The 19,597-nt window shown below is 66.0% G+C and carries 20 protein-coding genes; 8 read left to right on the top strand and 12 right to left on the bottom strand.

Annotated features, from left to right (window positions below; translation table 11 throughout):
• Positions 1-50: 50 nt before the first annotated feature.
• Together HDC94_RS06700 and HDC94_RS06705 are read left to right on the top strand one after the other, a co-directional pair.
• Positions 51-1,406: an MFS transporter gene (locus tag HDC94_RS06700; RefSeq protein ID WP_179496044.1), complete on the top strand. Its 1,356-nt coding sequence runs from the start codon at positions 51-53 to the stop codon at positions 1,404-1,406.
• The gene (locus HDC94_RS06705) at positions 1,403-2,863 is read left to right on the top strand and encodes an aminotransferase class V-fold PLP-dependent enzyme (protein WP_179496046.1); all 1,461 of its coding nucleotides are present in this window, start codon (positions 1,403-1,405) and stop codon (positions 2,861-2,863) included. Before HDC94_RS06700 ends, HDC94_RS06705 begins: the two co-directional genes overlap by 4 nt.
• Here the strand turns inward: HDC94_RS06705 and HDC94_RS06710 are convergent.
• From HDC94_RS06710 to HDC94_RS06725, 4 genes are all read right to left on the bottom strand, one after another.
• Entirely contained in the window at positions 2,860-3,780 is a 921-nt protein-coding gene (locus tag HDC94_RS06710; RefSeq protein WP_179496048.1) for a LysR family transcriptional regulator, read from the bottom strand. The two genes, HDC94_RS06705 and HDC94_RS06710, sit on opposite strands and share 4 nt — an antisense overlap.
• A gap of 415 nt (positions 3,781-4,195) precedes the next feature.
• Positions 4,196-5,296, bottom strand: coding sequence for an Mrp/NBP35 family ATP-binding protein (locus HDC94_RS06715; protein ID WP_308495649.1), 1,101 nt, complete (start codon positions 5,294-5,296; stop codon positions 4,196-4,198).
• Positions 5,293-5,805: a DUF1003 domain-containing protein gene (locus HDC94_RS06720; protein WP_179496050.1), complete on the bottom strand. Its 513-nt coding sequence runs from the start codon at positions 5,803-5,805 to the stop codon at positions 5,293-5,295. The genes HDC94_RS06715 and HDC94_RS06720 overlap by 4 nt, the downstream gene beginning before the upstream one ends.
• Positions 5,792-7,102, bottom strand: coding sequence for a magnesium transporter MgtE N-terminal domain-containing protein (locus tag HDC94_RS06725; protein WP_179496059.1), 1,311 nt, complete (start codon positions 7,100-7,102; stop codon positions 5,792-5,794). Before HDC94_RS06725 ends, HDC94_RS06720 begins: the two co-directional genes overlap by 14 nt.
• Before the next feature lie 35 nt (positions 7,103-7,137).
• Between HDC94_RS06725 and HDC94_RS06730 the strand changes: the two genes are divergently transcribed.
• Positions 7,138-7,638 carry a general stress protein gene (locus tag HDC94_RS06730; RefSeq protein ID WP_308495650.1) on the top strand — a complete coding sequence of 167 codons (501 nt, stop codon included), beginning with the start codon at positions 7,138-7,140 and terminating at the stop codon, positions 7,636-7,638.
• Positions 7,639-7,778: 140 nt separating this feature from the next.
• On the opposite strand, the gene HDC94_RS06735 is transcribed toward HDC94_RS06730, so the two are convergent.
• The 3 genes from HDC94_RS06735 to HDC94_RS06745 are packed head-to-tail and all read right to left on the bottom strand — an operon-like array spanning position 7,779 to position 10,969.
• Positions 7,779-8,405, bottom strand: coding sequence for a hypothetical protein (locus tag HDC94_RS06735; RefSeq protein WP_179496061.1), 627 nt, complete (start codon positions 8,403-8,405; stop codon positions 7,779-7,781).
• 30 nt (positions 8,406-8,435) lie between these two features.
• Entirely contained in the window at positions 8,436-9,917 is a 1,482-nt protein-coding gene (locus HDC94_RS06740) for an aminopeptidase P family protein (protein WP_179496063.1), read from the bottom strand.
• A gap of 38 nt (positions 9,918-9,955) precedes the next feature.
• Positions 9,956-10,969 carry an endonuclease/exonuclease/phosphatase family protein gene (locus tag HDC94_RS06745; RefSeq protein ID WP_179496065.1) on the bottom strand — a complete coding sequence of 338 codons (1,014 nt, stop codon included), beginning with the start codon at positions 10,967-10,969 and terminating at the stop codon, positions 9,956-9,958.
• Positions 10,970-11,080: 111 nt separating this feature from the next.
• On the opposite strand from HDC94_RS06745, the gene HDC94_RS06750 reads away from it, so the two are divergent.
• Complete coding sequence (locus tag HDC94_RS06750; RefSeq protein WP_179496067.1) at positions 11,081-11,971, top strand: PHP domain-containing protein; 891 nt, start codon at positions 11,081-11,083, stop codon at positions 11,969-11,971.
• On the opposite strand, the gene HDC94_RS06755 is transcribed toward HDC94_RS06750, so the two are convergent.
• The 3 genes from HDC94_RS06755 to HDC94_RS06765 form a co-directional block, all read right to left on the bottom strand.
• Complete coding sequence (locus tag HDC94_RS06755; RefSeq protein WP_179496069.1) at positions 11,968-12,417, bottom strand: DUF805 domain-containing protein; 450 nt, start codon at positions 12,415-12,417, stop codon at positions 11,968-11,970. The genes HDC94_RS06750 and HDC94_RS06755 overlap by 4 nt on opposite strands.
• A gap of 177 nt (positions 12,418-12,594) precedes the next feature.
• Positions 12,595-13,179, bottom strand: coding sequence for a hypothetical protein (locus HDC94_RS06760; protein ID WP_179496071.1), 585 nt, complete (start codon positions 13,177-13,179; stop codon positions 12,595-12,597).
• 84 nt (positions 13,180-13,263) lie between these two features.
• Entirely contained in the window at positions 13,264-14,682 is a 1,419-nt protein-coding gene (locus HDC94_RS06765) for a DEAD/DEAH box helicase (protein ID WP_179496073.1), read from the bottom strand.
• Between the two features lie 169 nt (positions 14,683-14,851).
• Here HDC94_RS06765 and HDC94_RS06770 point away from each other — a divergent pair, with 169 nt between their 5' ends.
• Positions 14,852-15,568: a ferritin-like fold-containing protein gene (locus HDC94_RS06770; protein ID WP_179496075.1), complete on the top strand. Its 717-nt coding sequence runs from the start codon at positions 14,852-14,854 to the stop codon at positions 15,566-15,568.
• A gap of 43 nt (positions 15,569-15,611) precedes the next feature.
• Here HDC94_RS06770 and HDC94_RS06775 read toward each other — a convergent pair whose 3' ends face one another.
• Both HDC94_RS06775 and HDC94_RS06780 read right to left on the bottom strand, forming a co-directional pair.
• A complete protein-coding gene (locus HDC94_RS06775) occupies positions 15,612-15,908 on the bottom strand; it encodes a hypothetical protein (RefSeq protein ID WP_179496077.1) in 297 nt (98 codons plus the stop codon).
• A 1-nt stretch (position 15,909) separates the two neighbouring features.
• Positions 15,910-16,134, bottom strand: coding sequence for a DUF3107 domain-containing protein (locus HDC94_RS06780; RefSeq protein WP_179496079.1), 225 nt, complete (start codon positions 16,132-16,134; stop codon positions 15,910-15,912).
• A gap of 271 nt (positions 16,135-16,405) precedes the next feature.
• On the opposite strand from HDC94_RS06780, the gene HDC94_RS06785 reads away from it, so the two are divergent.
• The 3 genes from HDC94_RS06785 (at position 16,406) to HDC94_RS06795 (ending at position 19,498) form a co-directional block, all read left to right on the top strand.
• On the top strand, positions 16,406-16,816 hold the full coding sequence (locus HDC94_RS06785; RefSeq protein ID WP_179496081.1) for a hypothetical protein: 411 nt from the start codon (positions 16,406-16,408) through the stop codon (positions 16,814-16,816).
• A 744-nt stretch (positions 16,817-17,560) separates the two neighbouring features.
• Positions 17,561-17,941, top strand: coding sequence for a hypothetical protein (locus HDC94_RS06790; protein WP_179496083.1), 381 nt, complete (start codon positions 17,561-17,563; stop codon positions 17,939-17,941).
• An 885-nt stretch (positions 17,942-18,826) separates the two neighbouring features.
• Positions 18,827-19,498 (top strand): hypothetical protein, encoded by a 672-nt coding sequence (locus tag HDC94_RS06795; protein ID WP_179496085.1) that lies wholly within the window; start codon positions 18,827-18,829, stop codon positions 19,496-19,498.
• Positions 19,499-19,597 lie beyond the last annotated feature (99 nt).

Raw genomic sequence — 19,597 nt, forward strand, 5'->3', positions numbered from 1 at the left:
CGGGTGAATCCGATACATCCGTGGGCGTGAGCGTACCTATACTCGGGAAGATGACAGCACCGGTGCCGCCGCTGAGCCGCAGGACCATCGCCACCTACGCGATCGGATCGCTCGGCACGGGAGGCTTCGCCACCCTGCCCGGCCTCGTGCTCGTCTACTACCTGACGGACACTCTCGGCATCGCCGCCCTCGCGGCCGGCGTGCTCGTCACGGCCGCCAAGGTGTGGGACGTGATCATCGATCCGGTGATCGGCGCGAGGAGCGACCGCAGCCTCGCGGTGCGGGGGTCGCGGCGCCCCTTCATGATGCTCGGGGCTCTCCTGCTCCCGGTGTTCTTCATCGCGACGTTCGCGGTTCCTGCGGGTCTTCCGCCCATCGTGTCTGGCGTGTGGGTCTTCCTGGCCTTCCTCGCCACCGCCACTGCCTTCAGCCTGTTCCAGGTGCCGTACATCGCGCTGCCCGCCGAGCTGACCGAGGGGTATGACGAACGTACGAGGCTCCTCGCCGTGCGTGTTGTCGTACTCACCGTCGCGATCCTGCTCTTCGGCGCGGGAGGGCCGGAGATCCGGGACGCATTCTCCGACGAGCACGTCGGCTACCTCGTCATGGCGGTGGTCGCGGGCATCGTCATTGGGCTCGGGATGCTCGTCTCCTCCTTCGTCGCACCGAGAGGGGCGCCCACCGGTGCCGTCCGCCTCTCGATCGCGCAGAACTACCGCGCGGGCATCGAGGCGCTCCGGCGCAGCCAGCCGTTCCGGTCCCTGATTGCGACCTTCCTCCTGCAGGGCCTCGCGACGGGGCTCATGCTCGCGGGTGCCCAGTACGTGGCCCGGTGGGTGCTCGGCGATGGCGTGACCATCCTCTTCCTCTCGCTCATCGCTCCGGCGCTCGTCTTCGCGCCCGTGTGGGCTGTGATCGCCCGGCGCATCGGCAAGGAGCGCGCCTTCACGATCGCCTCGGTGCTCTTCGGCGTGGCGGCCCTCTCCATCACCCTGCAGCTCTGGATCCCCGGGGCCTGGCTCTACGCGCCCGTCGCGCTCGCCGGTGCCGCGTACGCGGGGATGCAGTCGTTGCCGATGTCGATGCTGCCCGATGTGATCTCCCACGACGCGCGAACCCACGGGGACGGCAACGCGGGCACCTTCGGTGGGGTGTGGACCGCGGGGGAGACGACGGGCATGGCACTCGGAGCCACCGTGTTGACCATCGTGCTCGCGGCATCCGGCTACATCGAGTCGGTTGCCGGGCAGGAGGTCACGCAACCCGGTTCGGCGATCGCGGGAATCATCCTGAGCTTCAGCGTCGTACCCGCCGTGATCATCTTCGCCTCGCTCGCGACCTTCCTGCGCTATCCGTTGCGCAAGGTCGATGTCGAACCGTCCTCAACGAGAGGGAAGGCCCTGTGAGCTTCCAGAAGGACCCCGCCGAGATCCTCGCGCGTCTCGACAGGCTGCGCGCGGCGGATGCCCCGACCCACGGCGGTCACGTGCTGTCCTATGTCTACGACTCCGGCCTCGCGGAGCTCGACGAGCTCGCCGCCCGTGCCATCCGCGTGATGCAGCCCGTCAATGGCCTGGACCCGACCACCTTCACCTCGGTCGCGGTCATGGAGCGCGAGGTGCTCGGATTCGCCCGCGAGATGCTGCACGGCGACGACAGTGTTGTGGGAACGGTCACCACCGGAGGCACCGAGAGCTGCCTGCTCGCCGTCAAGACAGCGCGCGACCTGTGGTCGGGGGAGGGGCGGCCGCGCCTCGTCGCTCCCGTCACCGTTCACGCAGCGTTCCAGAAGGCCGCGCACTACTTCGGGCTGGACCTCGACCTCGTGGACGTCGGCACCGACGGCCGAGCCCATGCCGAGGATCTCATCGCGAGATTCGGACCGGATGTCGCGCTGGTTGTGGTCTCGGCCCCGAGCTACCCCCACGCCGCGCTCGATCCCGTTGCGGCCGTCGCGCGCGCGGCCGCCGAGCTCGGAATCCCCTGCCACGTGGATGCCTGTATCGGCGGATGGGTGCTGCCCTTCTGGGAGGGCCTGCCGGACTGGGACTTCCGCGTCGAGGGGGTGACCTCGATCAGCGCGGACGTGCACAAGTACGGTTACGCCCCGAAGGGAGCCTCGGTGCTTCTCCAGCGGGGTCGTGACCGCCAGCGCGCCCAGTACTTCTCGACCACGCGGTGGCCGGGCTATCCCGTCATCAACCCGACGATGCTCGGATCGAAGTCGGCTGGCCCGCTCGCGGCGTCGTGGGCGATCGTTCAGGCTCTCGGCATGGACGGTTTCGCCGAACTCGCCGCCTCGTGCCAGCGGTCCACGCGGCATCTCGTCGATCTCGTGAACTCGATCCCGGGTCTCACCGTGGTGGGTGACCCCGTCGGCCCACTCTTCGCGGTGACCGGGGATGCCACGGCTCCCGCCCGCGAGCGAATCGACCCCCACCACTGGGCCGATCGGGTCAGAGCCCACGGCTGGCAGCTGCAGTTGCAGCCCTCCCTCGTGCAGTCCGATGGGAGTGTGCTGCCGACGACAACGCACCTCACGATCACGCCCGTGACGGAGAGCGTGCTCGAGCCGCTCTCCGAGGCGCTCGTCGCGGCCGCGGCGGAGGTGCGTGGCATCCCTCCCGTCTCCCCGGAGCAGGTTCTCGCGAGCTTTCCCCCCGAACTGCTCGCGGGCCTCGCCGAGGCTGGCCCTCTCGATTCCGAGACGGCGTGGGCGTTCCTGCAGCAGGTGGGACTCGGGGGCAGCGACGAACTCCCGGAGTCACTCGCACCGCTGCTGGCGCTCGTCTCCGCGCTTCCCGCACCGCTCGTCGAGCGTCTGCTGACCGAGCTTCTCGCGCGCCTTGTCGAGCCTCGCTAGGCCACTCGCGTGTGATCGTGCTCGAAACGGATGGCCTCGGCACGCAGGGCGCCGACGACGGCTTTGACCGACGGGCGCTCGGCCCGATCGGGACGTGTGAGTGCGGAGATCAGGCGCAGGGAGCGAACGCCCTCAAGCGGGCGGGTGATGAGTCCGTTCTCGCGATCGCGCGTCGTGTAGCGGGGGAGGATCGCGATGCCGTGACCCGCGGCGACGAGCGCCTCCACGATGCCGTTGTCGCCGATGCGCTGAGCGATGCGGGCCGGGGAACCGTTGGTCGCCTCGATGTCGCGCAGGATGCGGTCGAACGGTAGACCCTTCGGAACGCCGATCCAGGTCTCGTCGATGAGGTCGGACGGCCTGAGGAACCGACGTGCACCGAGACGGTGGTCCTCGGGGAGTGCGACGTCGAGGGGCTCCCACATCAGCTCGGTGACCGACAGGCGACGATGCGCCCATTCCGGTCGAACCTCGGGGGAATCGATCACGACGACGTCGAAATCGGCGGTGAGGTCCATGGGTTCGCCGATGAGCTGGTCCAGGTCGCTGCAGGCGAGCGCGAGTCCCGGCATCGCGGCAACCGAGGTGAGCAGCCCGGGCAGAAGCATCTGTCCGCCAGAGGGGAAGGTGGCGAGTGTCACCTCGCCTCTCGGTTGAGACCTGAAGTCCTCCCACAGCGCCTCCGCCCGCTCGATGGCGGTAGCGACATCCGTCGCGGTGCGAGCCAGCTCGCGGCCCGCCGGTGTGAGTTGGATGCCACGCCCGGAGCGTTCTGTGAGGGGCACTCCGGCCTCGCGCTCGAGGATCTTCAGCTGCTGCGAGACCGCCGAGGCCGTGCGGTGTGTGGCCTGTGCGACAGCGGTGACGGAGCCGCGGTCGGCTAGCTCGCGGAGGAGCTCCAGGCGGCGGATGTCCATGTAGGTAGGCTACAGCCATACTTAAGGAGTATGAGCTTGTTCTTAACAGTAAACGAGCGTTCACTATGAGTATGACTTTCAGCATCGTTCTTCTCGCCGGCCTCGGATTGGCCGCCATCGCAGGTACCACTCGTTCCGTCGCGCGCGACGGATACCGTCCCGTTCCGACCAAGTACACCCGGTAGGACGGGGCGAGGTTTCGATGACGCCGGGCTTCGCCGCGGCTACTCAACCCACCGGGTTTCGATGACGCCGGGCTTCGCCCGATGCCCGAGACGGGCATCGGCGCTGGCGTCGCGGCGAAGGCCAGAAATGGCCTTCGCTCCAAGCTCCAGCGCGCTACTCAACCAACAGGACCTCGTGGGTTGAGTAGGGCCGTGAAGCGGCCGTCATCGAAACCCCACCACCGCGCAACTCAGGTAACGCTCAACCCCAGCCGCCGCCCCGCGAGCCCGCGCTCGCGGGTGCCGAGGGTCGCAGCGAGCGCGTCCAGCGCGACCGCGGCAGGATCCTCAGGGTCGGCGAGCACCACGGGCATCCCGTTGTCGCCGCCCTCGCGCAGGGCCATGCTCAGGGGCACGCTCGCGAGCAGGGGAACCCCGAGGCGACCGGCGACGGCCTCGCCGCCGCCTTCTCCGAACAGGTGGAGCACCGTGCCATCCGGCTGCACGAGCCCGGCCATGTTCTCGACAACGCCCACGACCGTCTGCCCGGTCTGACGTGCGACGAGCGCGCTGCGCTCCGCGACGTCAGCGGCTGCGGCCTGCGGAGTCGTGACGACGAGCACCTCGGCCTGGGGCAGCAACTGCCCGAGCGAGATGGCGACGTCGCCCGTGCCCGGGGGCAGGTCGATGAGCAGCACGTCGAGATCGCCGAAGAACACGTCGGTGAGGAACTGCTGGATCGTGCGGTGGAGCATCGGCCCGCGCCAGGACACGGCCGTGCCGGGCTCGGTGAACATGCCGATCGAGATGACCTTCACGTCGTGGGCCACGGGCGGCAGGATCAGTTCCCCCACGCGCGTCGGCTTCTCGCCCGGTATGCCGAGGAGGCCGGGGATCGAGAAGCCGTGGACATCGGCGTCCATGAGCCCGACGGAGAGCCCCCGTCGGGCGAGAGCCACGGCAAGATTGGCGGTGAGAGACGACTTGCCCACTCCGCCCTTGCCGCTCGTGACGCACAGGATGCGTGTGAGCGAGTCGGTTCCGAACTGCGAGGTGCGCGTGCCCTTCAGTCGAGCCGTGAGAGCGTCACGCTGCTCCCTCGACATGACGCCGACCCGCAGGTCGAGCGCGGTCACGTCGGCAACGGTGGCAGCGGCCGCGCGAACGTCGCGCTCGATGGTGTCGGCGGCGGGGCATCCCACGATCGTCAGCCGCAGGTCGATCGTCGCCGCACCCGACTCCACACTGATCGCGCCGATCATGTCGAGCTCGGTGATCGGCTTGCGGATCTCCGGATCGATGACGCGGGAGAGGGCGGTGCGGAGCTCGGACTCGATCCGCGCGTCAGTCACTCTGCGGGGTCCTTGTCCTTCTCACGGTCGAGCTCCTCGAGGAGTGCCCTCAGCTCGGCGCGGATGAAGTCCTTGCTCGCGAGATCGCGCACGGCGAGGCGGAGCGCAACAACCTCACGGGCGAGGTACTCGGTGTCGTTGAGGTTGCGCTCGGCGCGCTGCCGGTCCTGCTCGATCTGTACGCGGTCCCGGTCATCCTGCCGGTTCTGCGCGAGCAGGATGAGCGGCGCGGCATACGAGGCCTGCAGCGACAGGATGAGCGTGAGGAGAGTGAAGTTTGTGAGGCGCGGGTCGAACTGCACCTCCTCGGGAGCGATCGAGTTGTAGACCAGCCACACGGCGACGAAGGCCGTGAGGCCGATGAGGAACCACGGCGTTCCCATGGCACGGGCGAATGCCTCGGAGAAGCGGCCAGTGCGGTCGCGATTCTGGAAGCGCGGGAGGGGGGAACGCAGGCCCTTGGGCGAATCGAGACGGTTGTTGTCGCTGTTGCGGTTAGCGCGTGCCACTGGGAGTCCTCCTTCCCTTCACAGGAATTGCTGCGGTCGAAGTGTCGTCGAGACGCGGGGTCTCGTCGCTCGTACTTCGCCAGTCGTCCGGCAGCAGGTAGTCGAGGACATCGTCAATGGTCACCACCCCGACGAGGCGGTGGTTCTCGTCGATGACGGGCACCGACACCAGGTTGTAGCTCGCGAGGATGCGGGACACCTCAGCCGCGCTCGTATCCGCTCGCACGGGCTCGAGGCTCGTGTCGATGAGTGTGCCGAGACGCTCACCCGGCGGGTAGCGAAGCATGCGCTGGAAGTGCACGATGCCGAGGAAACGACCGGTAGGCGCCTCGTACGGCGGGAGCGTCACACACACGGCGGCTCCGAGGGCCGGCGCGAGCTCGTGGCGGCGGATCAGAGCGAGACCCTCGGCGACCGTGGCATCCGATGACACGATGATCGGCTCGTTGGTCATGAGGCCGCCCGCGGTGTCCGGGGCGTAGGTGAGGAGGAAGCGCACATCCTCTGCCTCCTCGGGCTCCATGAGGTCGAGGAGGGCCTCCCCGCGCTCACTCGAGAGCTGCGCGATGAGGTCGGCCGCGTCATCCGGCTGCATCTGGTCGAGCACGTCAGCGGCTCGTTCGTCATCGAGGTGACCGAGGATGTCGACCTGCTCCGCTTCGGGCATCTCCTCGAGCACGTCGGCGAGACGGTCGTCGGAGAGCTCCTCGGCGACCTCGATCATGCGGGTCTCCGGAAGGTCGAGCATGACATTGGCGAGGTCCGCTGGCAGCAGGTCGGCGTAGCTCGCGACGAGCTGGGTCGCGGACTGGGCCTCGCCCGAGACGGTGTCCTCGGTGATCTCCGACCAGGAGGCGAAGACGGTGGCGCCCTTGCTGAAGGGCGAGCCTCCCGCGCGGGGGCGGCGGAGGAAGAGCTGGCCGATCTCCCAGTCGCCGAGGGCGACCTCCTCGATCGCGACATCCTCGATGTGGGCGGGCCCCGATCCGTCGGCGAGCTTGACGCGACGGCCGAGCAGCTCGGCGATGACACGCACCTCGCCTCCGCGCTGTTCGAAGCGGCGAAGGTTGATGAGGCCGGTCGTGATGATCTGGCCGGAACCGATACTCGTGACGCGGCCGATCGACAGAAAGACGCGGCGCTTGCCGGGCACCTCCACGATCATCCCGACGACTCGAGGGGAGGCCTTGGCGCGGTACACGACGAGGATGTCACGCACCTTGCCGACCCGGTCGCCGTTGGGGTCGAAGACGGAGCAGCCCACCAGTCGGGCGGCGAATGCTCTCGTCATACTCACGCGTAAACCCTACCCCCGCGTGGGAGAATGGCCCCGTGAGCACACCGAACGGCCTGGGCCGCAGAGGCGCCCTGCAACCCACCCTTCCCAAGGGCGACGTGCTGGGTACCTACGACACGTACGCCGAGGCGCAGTCGGTCGTCGATCGTCTGTCGAAGGCCGAGTTCGACGTCAAGCAATTGAGCATCGTCGGCAACGATCTGAAGACCGTGGAGCGCGTGACGGGCAAGCTCACCTACGGTCGCGCGGCGCTCGCGGGTGCTGCCTCCGGCGCGTGGCTGGGCCTCTTCTTCGGGCTCGTGCTCACCATCTTCTCGCCGGCCTCCCCGCAGTCCTTCAGCGTCATCGGTGCCGCGCTGTTCATCGGTGCTGGCTTCGGCATGATCTTTGGCATCGTGAGCTACGCGGTCGGTCGCAGGCGTCGCGACTTCACGTCCACGCACCAGGTGATCGCGTCGAACTACCAGATCATCATCGCGCCGGAGCTCACGGCCAAGGCCCAGGACGTGCTGCAGCACCACCCCGCGCAGGACTAGCCGCGGCATCCGTCGCCCCGCCCCGCTCCACCACGTGCTTTTTTACTCTTTTCCGGAGGGTTCGCCCGCAACAGCGCTGCAACCGGTAACCAGCGTGATGTGGGGGCAAAACCTCCGGAGAAGAGTGAAAACCCAACGGGCTAGTGGATGTCGTTGCGGCTTTCCGAGATGACGAAGCCGTGGTCGCTGCCGGCGTGCTCGCACGTGATGCCTGTCTCCTCGGAGTAGCACGTCACGTCGTTGAAGGTCACCGACTGCCCGTACTCGAGCACCCGGATGGGCACCTCGGGCATGCCTGTGACCAGGGCACCCGGGAAGCCGGGGTCACCGCGATATCGAGGATGCGGCAGCTCAGTGCCGGTTGCCTCGATCCCACCGCCGCACGGAACAACAGCGTTGTAGCAGTAGTCGCCGGGATCGTCGGTGGGGAACGCCCACTCCTTGGTGCCGATCGCACAGCCCCACAGGAGTGGATAGGGGGCATCGGCGCCGAGGATGCCGCATCCGATGTTTCGGTCGGGCGAGGAGAACTGCACATCCTCCGTGGTCCACGCGCCCCAGTACGCCGACCCGTCGAGGTCATTCACGAAGAACAGGCTGGGATCGACGGCTTCGAATGCCGGCGCGATTGCCGTCGGTGACGGGGCGGCGGACGGGCTCTCGGCGATGGCCGTGGCGGTGGGGGATGGTGTGCTCGTGGGTGAGGTCACGCAGCCACTGAGCAGAAGCACGACGGCGACCGGAACAACCGCTCCAATGATCCTCATGAGTCGAAGTGTAGCGAAACTGACCAAACTTCAGCGCGCGAGCCAGGCCTCGACGTCGTCCGCGGTGCGGGGAATGCCCACCGAGAGGTTCTCGGCGCCATCGGCGGTGACCAGGATGTTGTCCTCAATACGTACGCCGATACCGCGGTACGCGGCTGGCACACTCAGGTCGTCCGGCTGGAAATAGAGCCCGGGCTCGATCGTGAACACCATGCCCTCCTCGAGAACGCCGTCGATGTAGAGCTCGCGCCTGGCCTGCGCACAGTCGTGCACGTCGATGCCGAGGTGGTGGGATGTCCCGTGCACCATGTAGCGGCGGTGGTACTGGTGGTCCGGCTCGAGTGACTCCTCCGCCGTGACGGGCAGCAGCCCCCACTCGGCCGTGCGCTCGGCGATGACCCGCATGGCCTCGGCGTGGATGTCACGGAAGCGGATGCCCGGCCGCACGATCGCGAAGGCAGCGTCCGCGGCATCCAGCACCGCCTCGTACACCTGTCGCTGCACCCCTGTGAACCGTCCCGAGATGGGAAGGGTGCGGGTGATATCGGCGGTGTAGTAGCTGTCGAGTTCGATGCCAGCGTCGAGGAGGATGAGGTCGCCGGGGACGACCGGTCCGTCGTTGCGCGTCCAGTGCAGGATGCACGCGTGCGGTCCGGATGCCGCGATGGTGTCGTACCCGACGGTGTTACCGTCGGCTCGCGCGCGCCGGTTGAAGGTGCCCTCGACGAGGCGCTCACCGCGGGGGTGGGCGATGATCTGGGGCAGGTCGGCGATCACGTCGTCGAAGCCCTGTTTGGTAGCGGCAACGGCCGCCCGCATCTCGGCGATCTCGAAGTCGTCCTTCGTGAGACGCAGTTCGCTGAGGTCGCGAGCGAGTGCCTCATCGGCGTCGATCTCGATGCTCTCGTCCGCGCCCGAGGAGGCGAGGAGCCGACGCCCGTCGATCTGGTCGGTGAGGTCACGGTCCGCCTCCCGTACGACGAGGGTTGTGGCATCCACCGTGTCGAGCACGGCACCGAGGTCGGCGATCCCGCGCGTGGCGAGTCCGAGATCGGCCGCGACGTGGGCGAGGGAGGGGCGCGGCCCCGTCCAGAACTCGCCGATCTCCGGATTCGCGTAGAACTCGTCGGTGTCCCGGCCCGCGGCCTCGCGGAAGTAGAGCGTGGCGTCGTGGCCGTCGGCCGTCGGTTCCATCACGAGCACGGCGCCGGCGACCGCGTCGGAACCCCAGCCGGTGAGGTGGGCGAAGGCGGAGTGGGCGCGATAGGGGTAGTCGGTGTCGTTCGAGCGCTGCTTGGCAGCCCCCGCCGGGATGATCAGGCGAGCGCCAGGGTGGAGGGCCGAGATGCGTGCTCGCCGGTCCGCTGCGTACGTGGCCTGGGCGCGCGCGGCGGGGAGTTCCTCGACACGGTCCGCCCACTGCGACGAGATGTAGTGCGCGAACGTGTCGGAGCGGGGCGTGGTGGAACGGTTGGATGTCGCGCGCGGCGCATCAGCAGCAGACTCGGCCATACATCCATTGTGCCCCTGCCGGTCGAACGGACCGGCCGCTACTCCGACGGGGACAGCTGCACGAGGATGGGCCGGTGGTCGCTGCCAGCGTCGTCGAGGGACTCCACCACGCGCATCCCCGTGACGGTCCACTGGGATGACGCGAGCACATGGTCGATCGGGGACCCGAGCAGCGCGGGCAATCGTGTCGGCCACGTGCCGACGGCCGCGTTGTCGGTGGCGAGCGCCGCGTCTGCGCACGCACCGAGGTCTCCTCCGTCGGACCGCGGCATCCCCGCGAAATGGTCGAGCGTCGCGTTGAAGTCGCCCGCCATGATGATGTCGTCGCCTTCCGCACACAGGTCGGCGGCCCAGCGGAGGTCCTTCTGCCAGAAGGGCTCCATGGGCGGCAATGGTGCGACGGTGTGAACCGCGACGAACGTCGGTCCGCTGCCGTCAACGGGCTTGGCGATGACACTGGGCAGCACCGCGGTCGTGCGGCTCTCGGTATCGACGCTGTACTCGCCGAGCTCGGCGCTGATCAGCAGCGTGGTTGAGCGGGCCTTCGAGACCTGGTCGTATGCCAGCGTGTACACCCACATGGGCCTGCCGGCGTCCTTCATGAGCGCCGCGATCTCGAGTCCGAGTTCGTTGGTGGTCTCGGGGAGAGTGAGAACGTCGACGTCGTTCTCGAGCGCGAATTCTGCGATCGTCGATGCCCCCGGTTCGTCCCCGAGCGTGTTCCACGAGAGCACCGTGATGTCGCCGTCACCCTCAGTCTGGAATGACACGTTCCCGAACCCGCGCGTGGCGAGCACGATCACGTTGAGCGCCGCGAACGCGAGGGCGATGACTGCCAGGGATGCCACGAACCGGCGGATCCCGAGTGCGAGCAGCGCGATCACCGTGAGCACGAGCGCAAGTACCAGCGCGACGGCGGCGCCGAGTCCGCGCATGGCCACAACCTGGGCAACGACGGGCGTCCACGCGAGACCGAACAACTGCGGCCACGCGAACACGAGCGCGGCGACGCCGCTGACCACGATCAGGAGGGCAGCGATGAAACGGGACATGGGGAGAGCACCTCAGGGGTCTGGACTGACCGCATGAGCCTAGACGACGATCCCTGAACGGGGCCTGGTCCCGGGCCGGATGGCGCGCGACCGTGCTTATAGAGTGGCAGGATGCCCGGAACCCCCATCGACCTGCACGCCCACAGTGCCGTGTCCGATGGCACCGAGTCTCCCGCTGAGCTCGTCGCATCCGCTCTCGAGGCAGGCATCGGCACACTCGCGATCACCGACCACGACTCCACAGCCGGCTGGGCCGAGGCCATCGGCGCCGCTCGCGGCACCGGGCTCACGATCATCCCGGGCATGGAGTTGAGCACCAACTACGGCCCAGCGAGCGTTCACATGCTCGCCTACCTCTTCGACCCGCTCAATGGCGCCATCATCACTGAGACGGCCCGCATTCGCGAGGGACGCCTGCATCGCGCGGAGCGTATCGTCGAGCGCATCGCCGTCGACTACCCGCTCACGTGGGACGACGTGCTCGCCGAAGCGACGGATGATTCGACCCTGGGTCGCCCGCACATCGCCGACGCCCTCGTGCGCAAGGGGTACGTCACCGACCGCAGTGCCGCATTCGAGTCGATCCTGCACTGGCGCAGCGGCTACTACGAGAAGTACTACGCGCCCTCACCGCTCGAGGGCGTGCGGATGATCGTCGCGGCCGGCGGCGTGCCGGTGCTTGCGCATCCGGCCACTCACGGTCGCTACCGGCCGATGACCGACGACGTCATCCGCGAACTCGCCGATGAGGGCCTGTTCGGACTCGAACTCGACCACCGGGACAACACCGAGGAGGGCAAGCGCGAGTTGCGCCGGGTTGCCGCGCGCTACGGCCTCGAGATCACGGGGGCGAGCGACTACCACGGCGACGGCAAACCCAACCGACTCGGTGAGAACACCACAGCGCCCGAGGTGCTCGAGAAGCTCATTGATCGGGCATCGGGGACCCGACCCGCGCTCGGCGAGACACCGAGCAGCGGGCCGAGGGGCAGCGACCGCTAGATTCCGGCTGCGTTGTCGTACTTGGCACCCTCGGGGTTCGAGGGGAGCAGCGCAAGGATGAAGACGATGAGTCCGCCGACCGAGGGGATCAGGGTCAGCAGGTAGAGCCAGCCCGAGAAGTTCCCGTCGTGCAGGCGGCGCACCGTCACGGTGATGTGGGGGATGATCAGGGCGAGGAAGACGATGACCCAGATTACGATGACCGCAATCTCCGGTCCGGTGCCCCGAACACCCGTGCTCGTCTGCTCTCCCGTGGCGATGAGCACGACGGCAAAGAGGATGGCCAGGACAGCGTTCACGAGAATGCCGAAAAGCACGACCCACCAGTACTCGCTGCGGCTCGCGCGGCCACTGACGGTGGCGTACTTCTTGAAGAAACGACTCACGGCCTGGCCGAAGCTGGCACCGTACAGCGGTTGGGAGAGCGGAACAGTTGCGTCAGACATCTGGATGGTCTTCCTATCGATCGAATTGTGCGCCGGCCGGCCGGGCTGGACGGTAGGACGGTGAGGATGACGGCGAAGGGATGCCGCACGAGACGGGCCCTCTTCGTCCGTCACATCGCAGACATTATGGCAGCGAAAGTCCTTCAGAAGCGCGCGTGTCGGGACGACACACTGGCGTCACCTGCTGAAAAGGGGCACGAAGGGGGACTCCGGGGCCACGAGGGTCAGGAGGCCTGGTTGGCAGGTCACCCCGATCTCCGGGATCGTCGAGTAATCGGGCACGGGTATCTCGAGACCGAGCGGGTCCTCTGCTGTCGGTTGCTCTGGAGACTGAATTGACCAACTCGTGATCATGAGCGTGTCACCGATGAAGTCCCAATCGCCGCTACCGCCCTCGCCGGAGTACACCGAGAACGGTATCGGACCCTCCGGTGTGACGATCGTTCCCGTCGACGTGATGTCGGTGAGGACCGACATCTGGCCTTCAGAACTGAACTGCACAGTCTGTGAGCCGTTCATCTCGAGCCCCTCGACGGGCACTCCGAGTCCCATCAGGTAGCTCTGTGCCTGGTCCGCGTAGTCCACAAGATTGAGGCTCCACGGGTCACCGACGAGGCAGTCTTCGGCGGTGGGCGGCGGTGCCGGATCCACCGCCCCGGGATCGGGCGCCTCCGATTCCGGATCCGACCCCGATGGCTCCGCCGCACATGCCGTGAGGAGCAGGAACATCGCGAGCCCGCTCGCCACACCGATCGTTCTCATAGGGCACCTCCCCTGAACCTCCTACCACTGTGCCCCGTTCGGGGTGCAATTGCTAGAGGAGGTGAGGAAGTTGCCCGACCGTGTCTAGGAGACCGGGGGAGTGCTCGGGCGTCGTGTGCGCGTGCGGTTGCGGCGACGACGGGGTGCCTCACCGTCGTGCGTTCCACCACCCTCAGCGCTGTCCTGGCGAGGCCCGTCGGTGCGGGTGCGCTGTGGACGGTCGCCCGACCCACTGCGCTGGCCACCCGATCCGCTGCGCTGGCCGCCCTGGCGTTCACGCGGAGGGCGCGACTGCGGGTCGCGCACTGCGGGAGCATGGGCGCCCGGCAGGCGACCCTTCGTGCCCTCGGGGATGTCGAGATCCGTGTAGAGGTGCGGGCTCGACGAGTAGGTCTCGATGGGCTCCGGGATGCCCATCTCGAGTGCGCGGTTGATGAGCGACCACTTGTGCAGGTCGTCCCAGTCGACGAAAGTGACCGCGATGCCGGTCTTACCGGCGCGGCCGGTACGTCCAGCGCGGTGGAGGTAGGTGTCGTGGTCGTCGGGCACCGTGTGGTTGATGACGTGGGTGACGTCGTTGACGTCGATGCCTCGGGCCGCGACATCCGTGGCGATGAGGATGTCCTTCTTGCCGGCCTTGAAGGCGGCCATGGCGCGCTCGCGCTGCTCCTGGCCGAGGTCTCCGTGCACGGCAGCGGCGTTGAATCCGCGGTCGTTCAGCTCTTCGACGAGGCGGGCGGCCGCGCGCTTGGTGCGCGTGAACACGACGGTCTTGCCGCGACCCTCGGACTGCAGGATGCGGGCGATGACCTCGTCCTTGTCCAGGTTGTGCGCGCGGTACACGACGTGCTTGATGTTCGCCTGCGTGAGCCCCTCGTTGGGGTCGGTTGCGCGGATGTGGATCGGCCGGTTCATGAAGCGTCGCGCGAGGGCGACGATCGGGCCGGGCATCGTTGCCGAGAACAGCATCGTGTGGCGGCTCGGGGGAGTCTGCGCGAAGAGCTTCTCGATGTCGGAGAGGAACCCGAGGTCGAGCATCTTGTCTGCCTCGTCGAGCACCATGACCTTGACATCCTTGAAGCTCAGGAGACGCTGGTTGGCGAGATCGAGTAGACGTCCCGGCGTGCCGACGACAACCTGCGCGCCGGCCTTGAGCTCCTCGACCTGACCCTCGTAGGCCTTGCCGCCGTAGATCGCCGCGACCTTGGTGTTGCGGTTGGATGCCGCGAGCACGAGGTCCTCGGCAACCTGCACGCACAGTTCGCGCGTGGGTACGACCACGAGCGCCTTGACGCCGGGCTCCGGGTCGGTGCCGAGCGCCTGGAGCAGCGGAAGACCGAAGCCGAGCGTCTTACCAGTGCCCGTCTTGGCCTGTCCGATGATGTCCTGGCCGCCGAGTCCCATGGGGATCGTCTGGACCTGGATGGGGAAGGGCTCGATGATGCCCTTGGTGGCGAGAGCGTCGACCATGTCCTGCTCAATGCCGAGATCTGCAAATGTCAAAGTGTGTTCACCTGTCGAAGTAGCGAGATACGCCCAATGTCGTCGAAAGGCGTATGGCCCCCTCCAGAAACGGGGGGCATGAGCCAAGTTTAGCTTGATACCCGGCTATCGACCCCGCAGGCGGGCCGCAGAGCGAACGACCAGGACCACGAGGCCTAAGCTTGACGACGTGGCTAACTGGTTCAGACGCAGGTCCCGGCGCACGGATGCACCGAGGATCCGTCCCCGGTCGGAGGATCTGGCGACCACCAAGCTCGACCTCCACGAGTTCACTCCGCCGCTCGCCGAGTTCTTGGGTCGAGCCGCGTACGCACAGCTCATGATCTTCGAGAACCTGTCACGCGGGGTGGCCAACGCGCCCACCACGGCAGGCAAGGCCGCAATCAGTAGGGCAGCGGAAGTATCGATCGCCAAGCACCGTGCGCTCGCCGAGGAGATCACCCGGTCGGGCGGTTCCGTCGCCGGGGCGATGGAGCCGTACACAGCGGCCATCGACGAATTCGATCGCCGCACTCGCGGGGCGGACTGGTACGAGACGTTGGTTGCCGCGTATCTCACTGCGGGCTTCCTCGACGACTTCTACGCTCGCCTCGCGTCGGGGCTTCCGGCCACCGAACGCGATCGCATTGAGGCGATCTACGCGGACCGCGAGGGGGAAGCTGTCCTCCGCGACCAGCTCAACCAGGAACTCGCGGACAATCCGCGCCTTGCCGCACGCATGGCCGTGTGGGGTCGCCGACTCGTGGGCGACACGATGCTCGCAGCACGGTCGGCCCTCACACTCAGCGCGAACAAGAAGTCCGATGAGGCACGGGTCGAGCCCGTCTTCACCGAACTCATCGCGGCTCACACGCGTCGCATGGACGCGCTCGGTCTCACCGCCTGACGTACTCGAGCCTCGAAAGGCCCGAACGTCTACTGGGGTTCGACTAGGCCTTGACGCCAGCGAGGCTGTCGAAGAGCGCGACATCCGCCTCGGCGCGACGCCCGGGGATGAGCAGCGCGGTCAGGACGACGACGACGACGGCAGCGCCGAGGCTCGCGACCCAGATCCATCCACCGTCGAACGTCCATCCGGCCCAGACGAGGCCGACCCAGACGATGGATGTCACGGCTGCACCGATGGCGGGCAGCAGTGCCGCGCCGTAGGTCTCACGCTTGGGAAGCACGTAGCGCAGGATGAGGCCCAGCGAGGCGCCGATGACGGTGACGTACAGCAGTTCCATATCAGGCCACGAATCCGATCCGGCGGGACTCCTCGGAGCCCACCTCGACGTAGGAGAGGGATGCGACGGGGACGATGTACAGCTTGCCCTTGTCGTCGTTGAGCTTCAGGAACGTCGCGTTGCCGTCAAGTGCGTCTGCAACGACCTTCTCCACCTCACTCGACGTCTGCGATGACTCGAAGCTGATCTCACGGGGGCTGTTGGCGATACCGATACGAATGTCCACGGACACAGGTTACGACACATCCGCGACGCACTGCGGCGTCGTTCTCTGTGAGCGCACGCTTGCGGTGTGGCGGGCGCTAGGCGAATGACAGAGAGGCTTGGTTCGTGGAGAATCGTTGTCAACTCACACGGTCAGGCGATGGCCAATCCAACACGATTCCCGGCGCTCTTGCGGCGTATCGGGACAACGGAGGTGACTGGTCATATCCGGACTGGGTTCAAGATTCGTTGAGGCACTAGACGGCAATTGGCACGACGAGCTCCGTGCGGCCTTGATGGTGATCGACTGGGGCGATGTCACTGTGAGGAAGGTCGCTTTTCCGGAGCCTGGCACGGTCGCGGTTGTCTACAAGTTGCGAGCCAGCGAGCGCGTCTGGGTTGCGCTCCTCGATATCGAAGGCGTAACCACTCAATACGAGCCCCCGACCTCGATCGAACATCTCGCTTCACTCATGTACGCGGAGGTGGAGGAGCCTTCTACCGCCTTCACGGTGCAGAGCCCGCCGATCGAACTCGATCCGCCTGTTCCGGAGGACGCGCTGTGGCGAGGTCTCACCCAGAGTCAGATTGAGCGGACTCATGCGCAGCGCTGGCGCCGGCCGGTACCCGAGAATGATGGGCGAAAGCGGGTGTACTCCGGCAGCTACAGTCCAAGCGGGCCTGCGGCCGAGCCGCCTCTATGATCGGCGGCGTTCTCTGTCAGCCCGCGCTACTAGCGTGATGGGGTGACGGTCGCTCCCAAGATTCGACGGGTGGCGGCGTGCGCTGCGCTACTGGTGTAGGGAGGGCGGAGTTCTGCGGATGGTGTTGAGGAGCTTCCGCCGCGTGAGGAAGTCGGGAAACGTCGGGCGAGCACTGGCAATACCGCTCTCCCTGATCGTTCTCTTCCTCATCGCGGGGGGCATAGAAACCTGGTACACGGCGCGATCACTGACCGTGGTCGTCTTGGCCGTGACTTGTTTGGCGAGCTTGTACTTTCTTGTGCGTTCCTTCTTCATCGGGGTTTGGGTTTCTGATGACCAAGCCAAGTTCGTCGGATGGTTCTCAACGGTGCGACTCGCTCGTTCGAGCATCCGGCATTTCAGCTCGGTTCCCTACTCGGGCATGCTGTTCGCGTCGCGGGGCTGGTGGAGTGGGATGATCTCTGTGAGCCGGGACGGCGGTCGTACGTTTTCCGTGCCATCGAGTTTGTCTGGTTCCAAGTCGATAAGGGACCAAGTCGCTGAGTTGAACGCCTGGCTAAGGAACGCTTCAGTGTCGTAGCGTCCCGCAGATCTCTGGGCGCCCTTCTAGCGATTCATAGCGGCAGATCCGCGGCATTGGCGTTAGGTCTTCATATGGAGACGGGCGGACCCTACTCTCTTAGGAATGGCTATCGAGTCTTCGGTTTGCGTTCTCCTACAGTCACATAGTGAGATGGCCCGGGGGTGCTGGTGAAGTTCTCGATTGATCGCGCTATTCGATGGCCCATCGTGATATTCGAGGTGGACTGGTGCAGCCTCGTGGTGGGATCCGCCGAGGATCTGCCCGGCCTCTACGAGGACAGCTACTGGGACGAGGTTCACGCTGCCTTTGATCACTCGTTTCGCCCAGCGGTTTTCAGTGTGGCCGGGCTCGAGGTGACAGTCGAACGAGGAAATGAGCCAGATCCAGACAGTTTCAGCGCAGCAGCGCGTTTGAGCCTATCGAGGACCTATCGAGAGACGCGGTGGCGAAGAGTTCGTGCCACTCCAGAAGAGCGTCGTTTGCTGGACGAAGCCTCCGCAGAAGACCTCATGTCGATGGTCCTGAACACGGAGATGGCATGAACTTGGGGGAATGGGCGCGTCAGCGTTTGGGGACCCTAGTCATCACATGGGTGAGTTGCGTGGTCGTCCTTCTATTCAACGACGCTGACCTCAGTGCAGGACTAAGTGCATTTGCTCTAGTTGTGGTTGTCAGCCTCGCCTCCTCCTTCTTCCGATTGGACAAAGGAGAAACGGCAAAGTCGACCCGAGAGATGATCGAGCTAGCGGCGTCGCGGGCAGTGAACGATCCGCCCGCCCTGTCTCAGATCGACCAGGCTCGACCGTTGCTTGCTATCTCGACGCGACAGGGAAAGTCCTCGATCTGGCTCGTTAGTTTTGAGGACCATCCCGCAGTTGTGCTCGTCCCTAGGACCACAATGTTCCAGAAGACAGATTTTCTCGTCTATGACGATATGTCGAGTCTGCGAGCTGCTGCACGCGAGAGCGGTGTGAAGTTTGTCCCGCAATCAAGACTGAGTGACGCTCTAGGCGCGAAGGTATTTGGAACAGAGGCAGAACCGCGGGCCGCTCGGTAATCCCAGTGCAGCACCGTCCCGACATGTTCCCCGCACCTGATGCGTCGGGAGCGGCGGCGTTCTCTGTCAGCGCACGCTACTAGCGTGATGGGGTGACGGTCTCCGGTTTCTCGCCAGCTTCGGCGCCCACTCCGGCGGTCACACGGCATGAGCTGGACGCATCGCGGCGCGCGGTGCTCGGGCTGGGGGATGCGGCATCCGGAAGTTGGAAGTGGGCTAGTGCGCTGCCCGATACCGAGCCCTTGGTAGACCAGTACCGCATTTCCCACAGCGGGAAATGCCCACCTGGAAACGGGTGGTGTCTATGAGTTCCGGGCAGAGGATTTCAGCTCGAGTGCTGCGGGGCCTCTACCGAAAGAGTGCGCGAATCGTGTCGGACAACTTCCGAATCGTGCACGACCCTGGACCGATTGAGCAGTGGGTCTACGGCGACTTCGGGCCAGGGGAGCAACTCATCGCGGTCTACGACATAGTGGATTCTCCTCGACTCGGGCCGATTCCGGTCATGTCGCGGAAAGTCGAGACGGATCTTCCTGCTATTGAGGCCTGCCGAGTGTACTTCGGCGGGAACCGAGAAAAGTGGATGGTCGACAAGGCTCCTACGGATCGAGCTGGAGGTCGCCCCTCTCCCGCAATCTCCTATGAAGAGTACAAACAACAATTGCGCGAGACCTACGAGGTTCAGCGACAAAGTCCCGTCGCCCCTCGAGAGATAGAGCCGGACGACGTGTTGTGGGACGTGAACCAACTGCGCGACTGGTTGGGACTGCGAATGTTCAGCCAAACTCGTCCACGGCAATTCAGGGAAGACTTGCACTTAGTAAGTTTCCCCCGCGCATTTCCTGTGTACGACCGCCGTTGGACTGAACTTCTAATTGCCTACCTAGAAGAATTCGCGCGAAAGAACGATGTCGAATTGGTTGATTGGGAAGCGGTCGACTTTGCGATAAAGACGAACAACGAGATCGTGTTCACGATCCTGCGGCAAACTCGACTCACCAACGCGCAGTACGTTCAACATTACGTAAACGACGTGACGTAATTCCCAGACATGTCCTTCGAGGTTGCTGGCGGTCGATCGTCGGCCCTGGGCGTCACTGGCCGAAGGCTGAGATTGCCGGTCAAGTGGCTGCGGAAGAGA

Source organism: Leifsonia sp. AK011, assembly GCF_013410945.1.
In the GTDB taxonomy this organism is placed as follows: Bacteria; Actinomycetota; Actinomycetes; order Actinomycetales; family Microbacteriaceae; genus Rhodoglobus.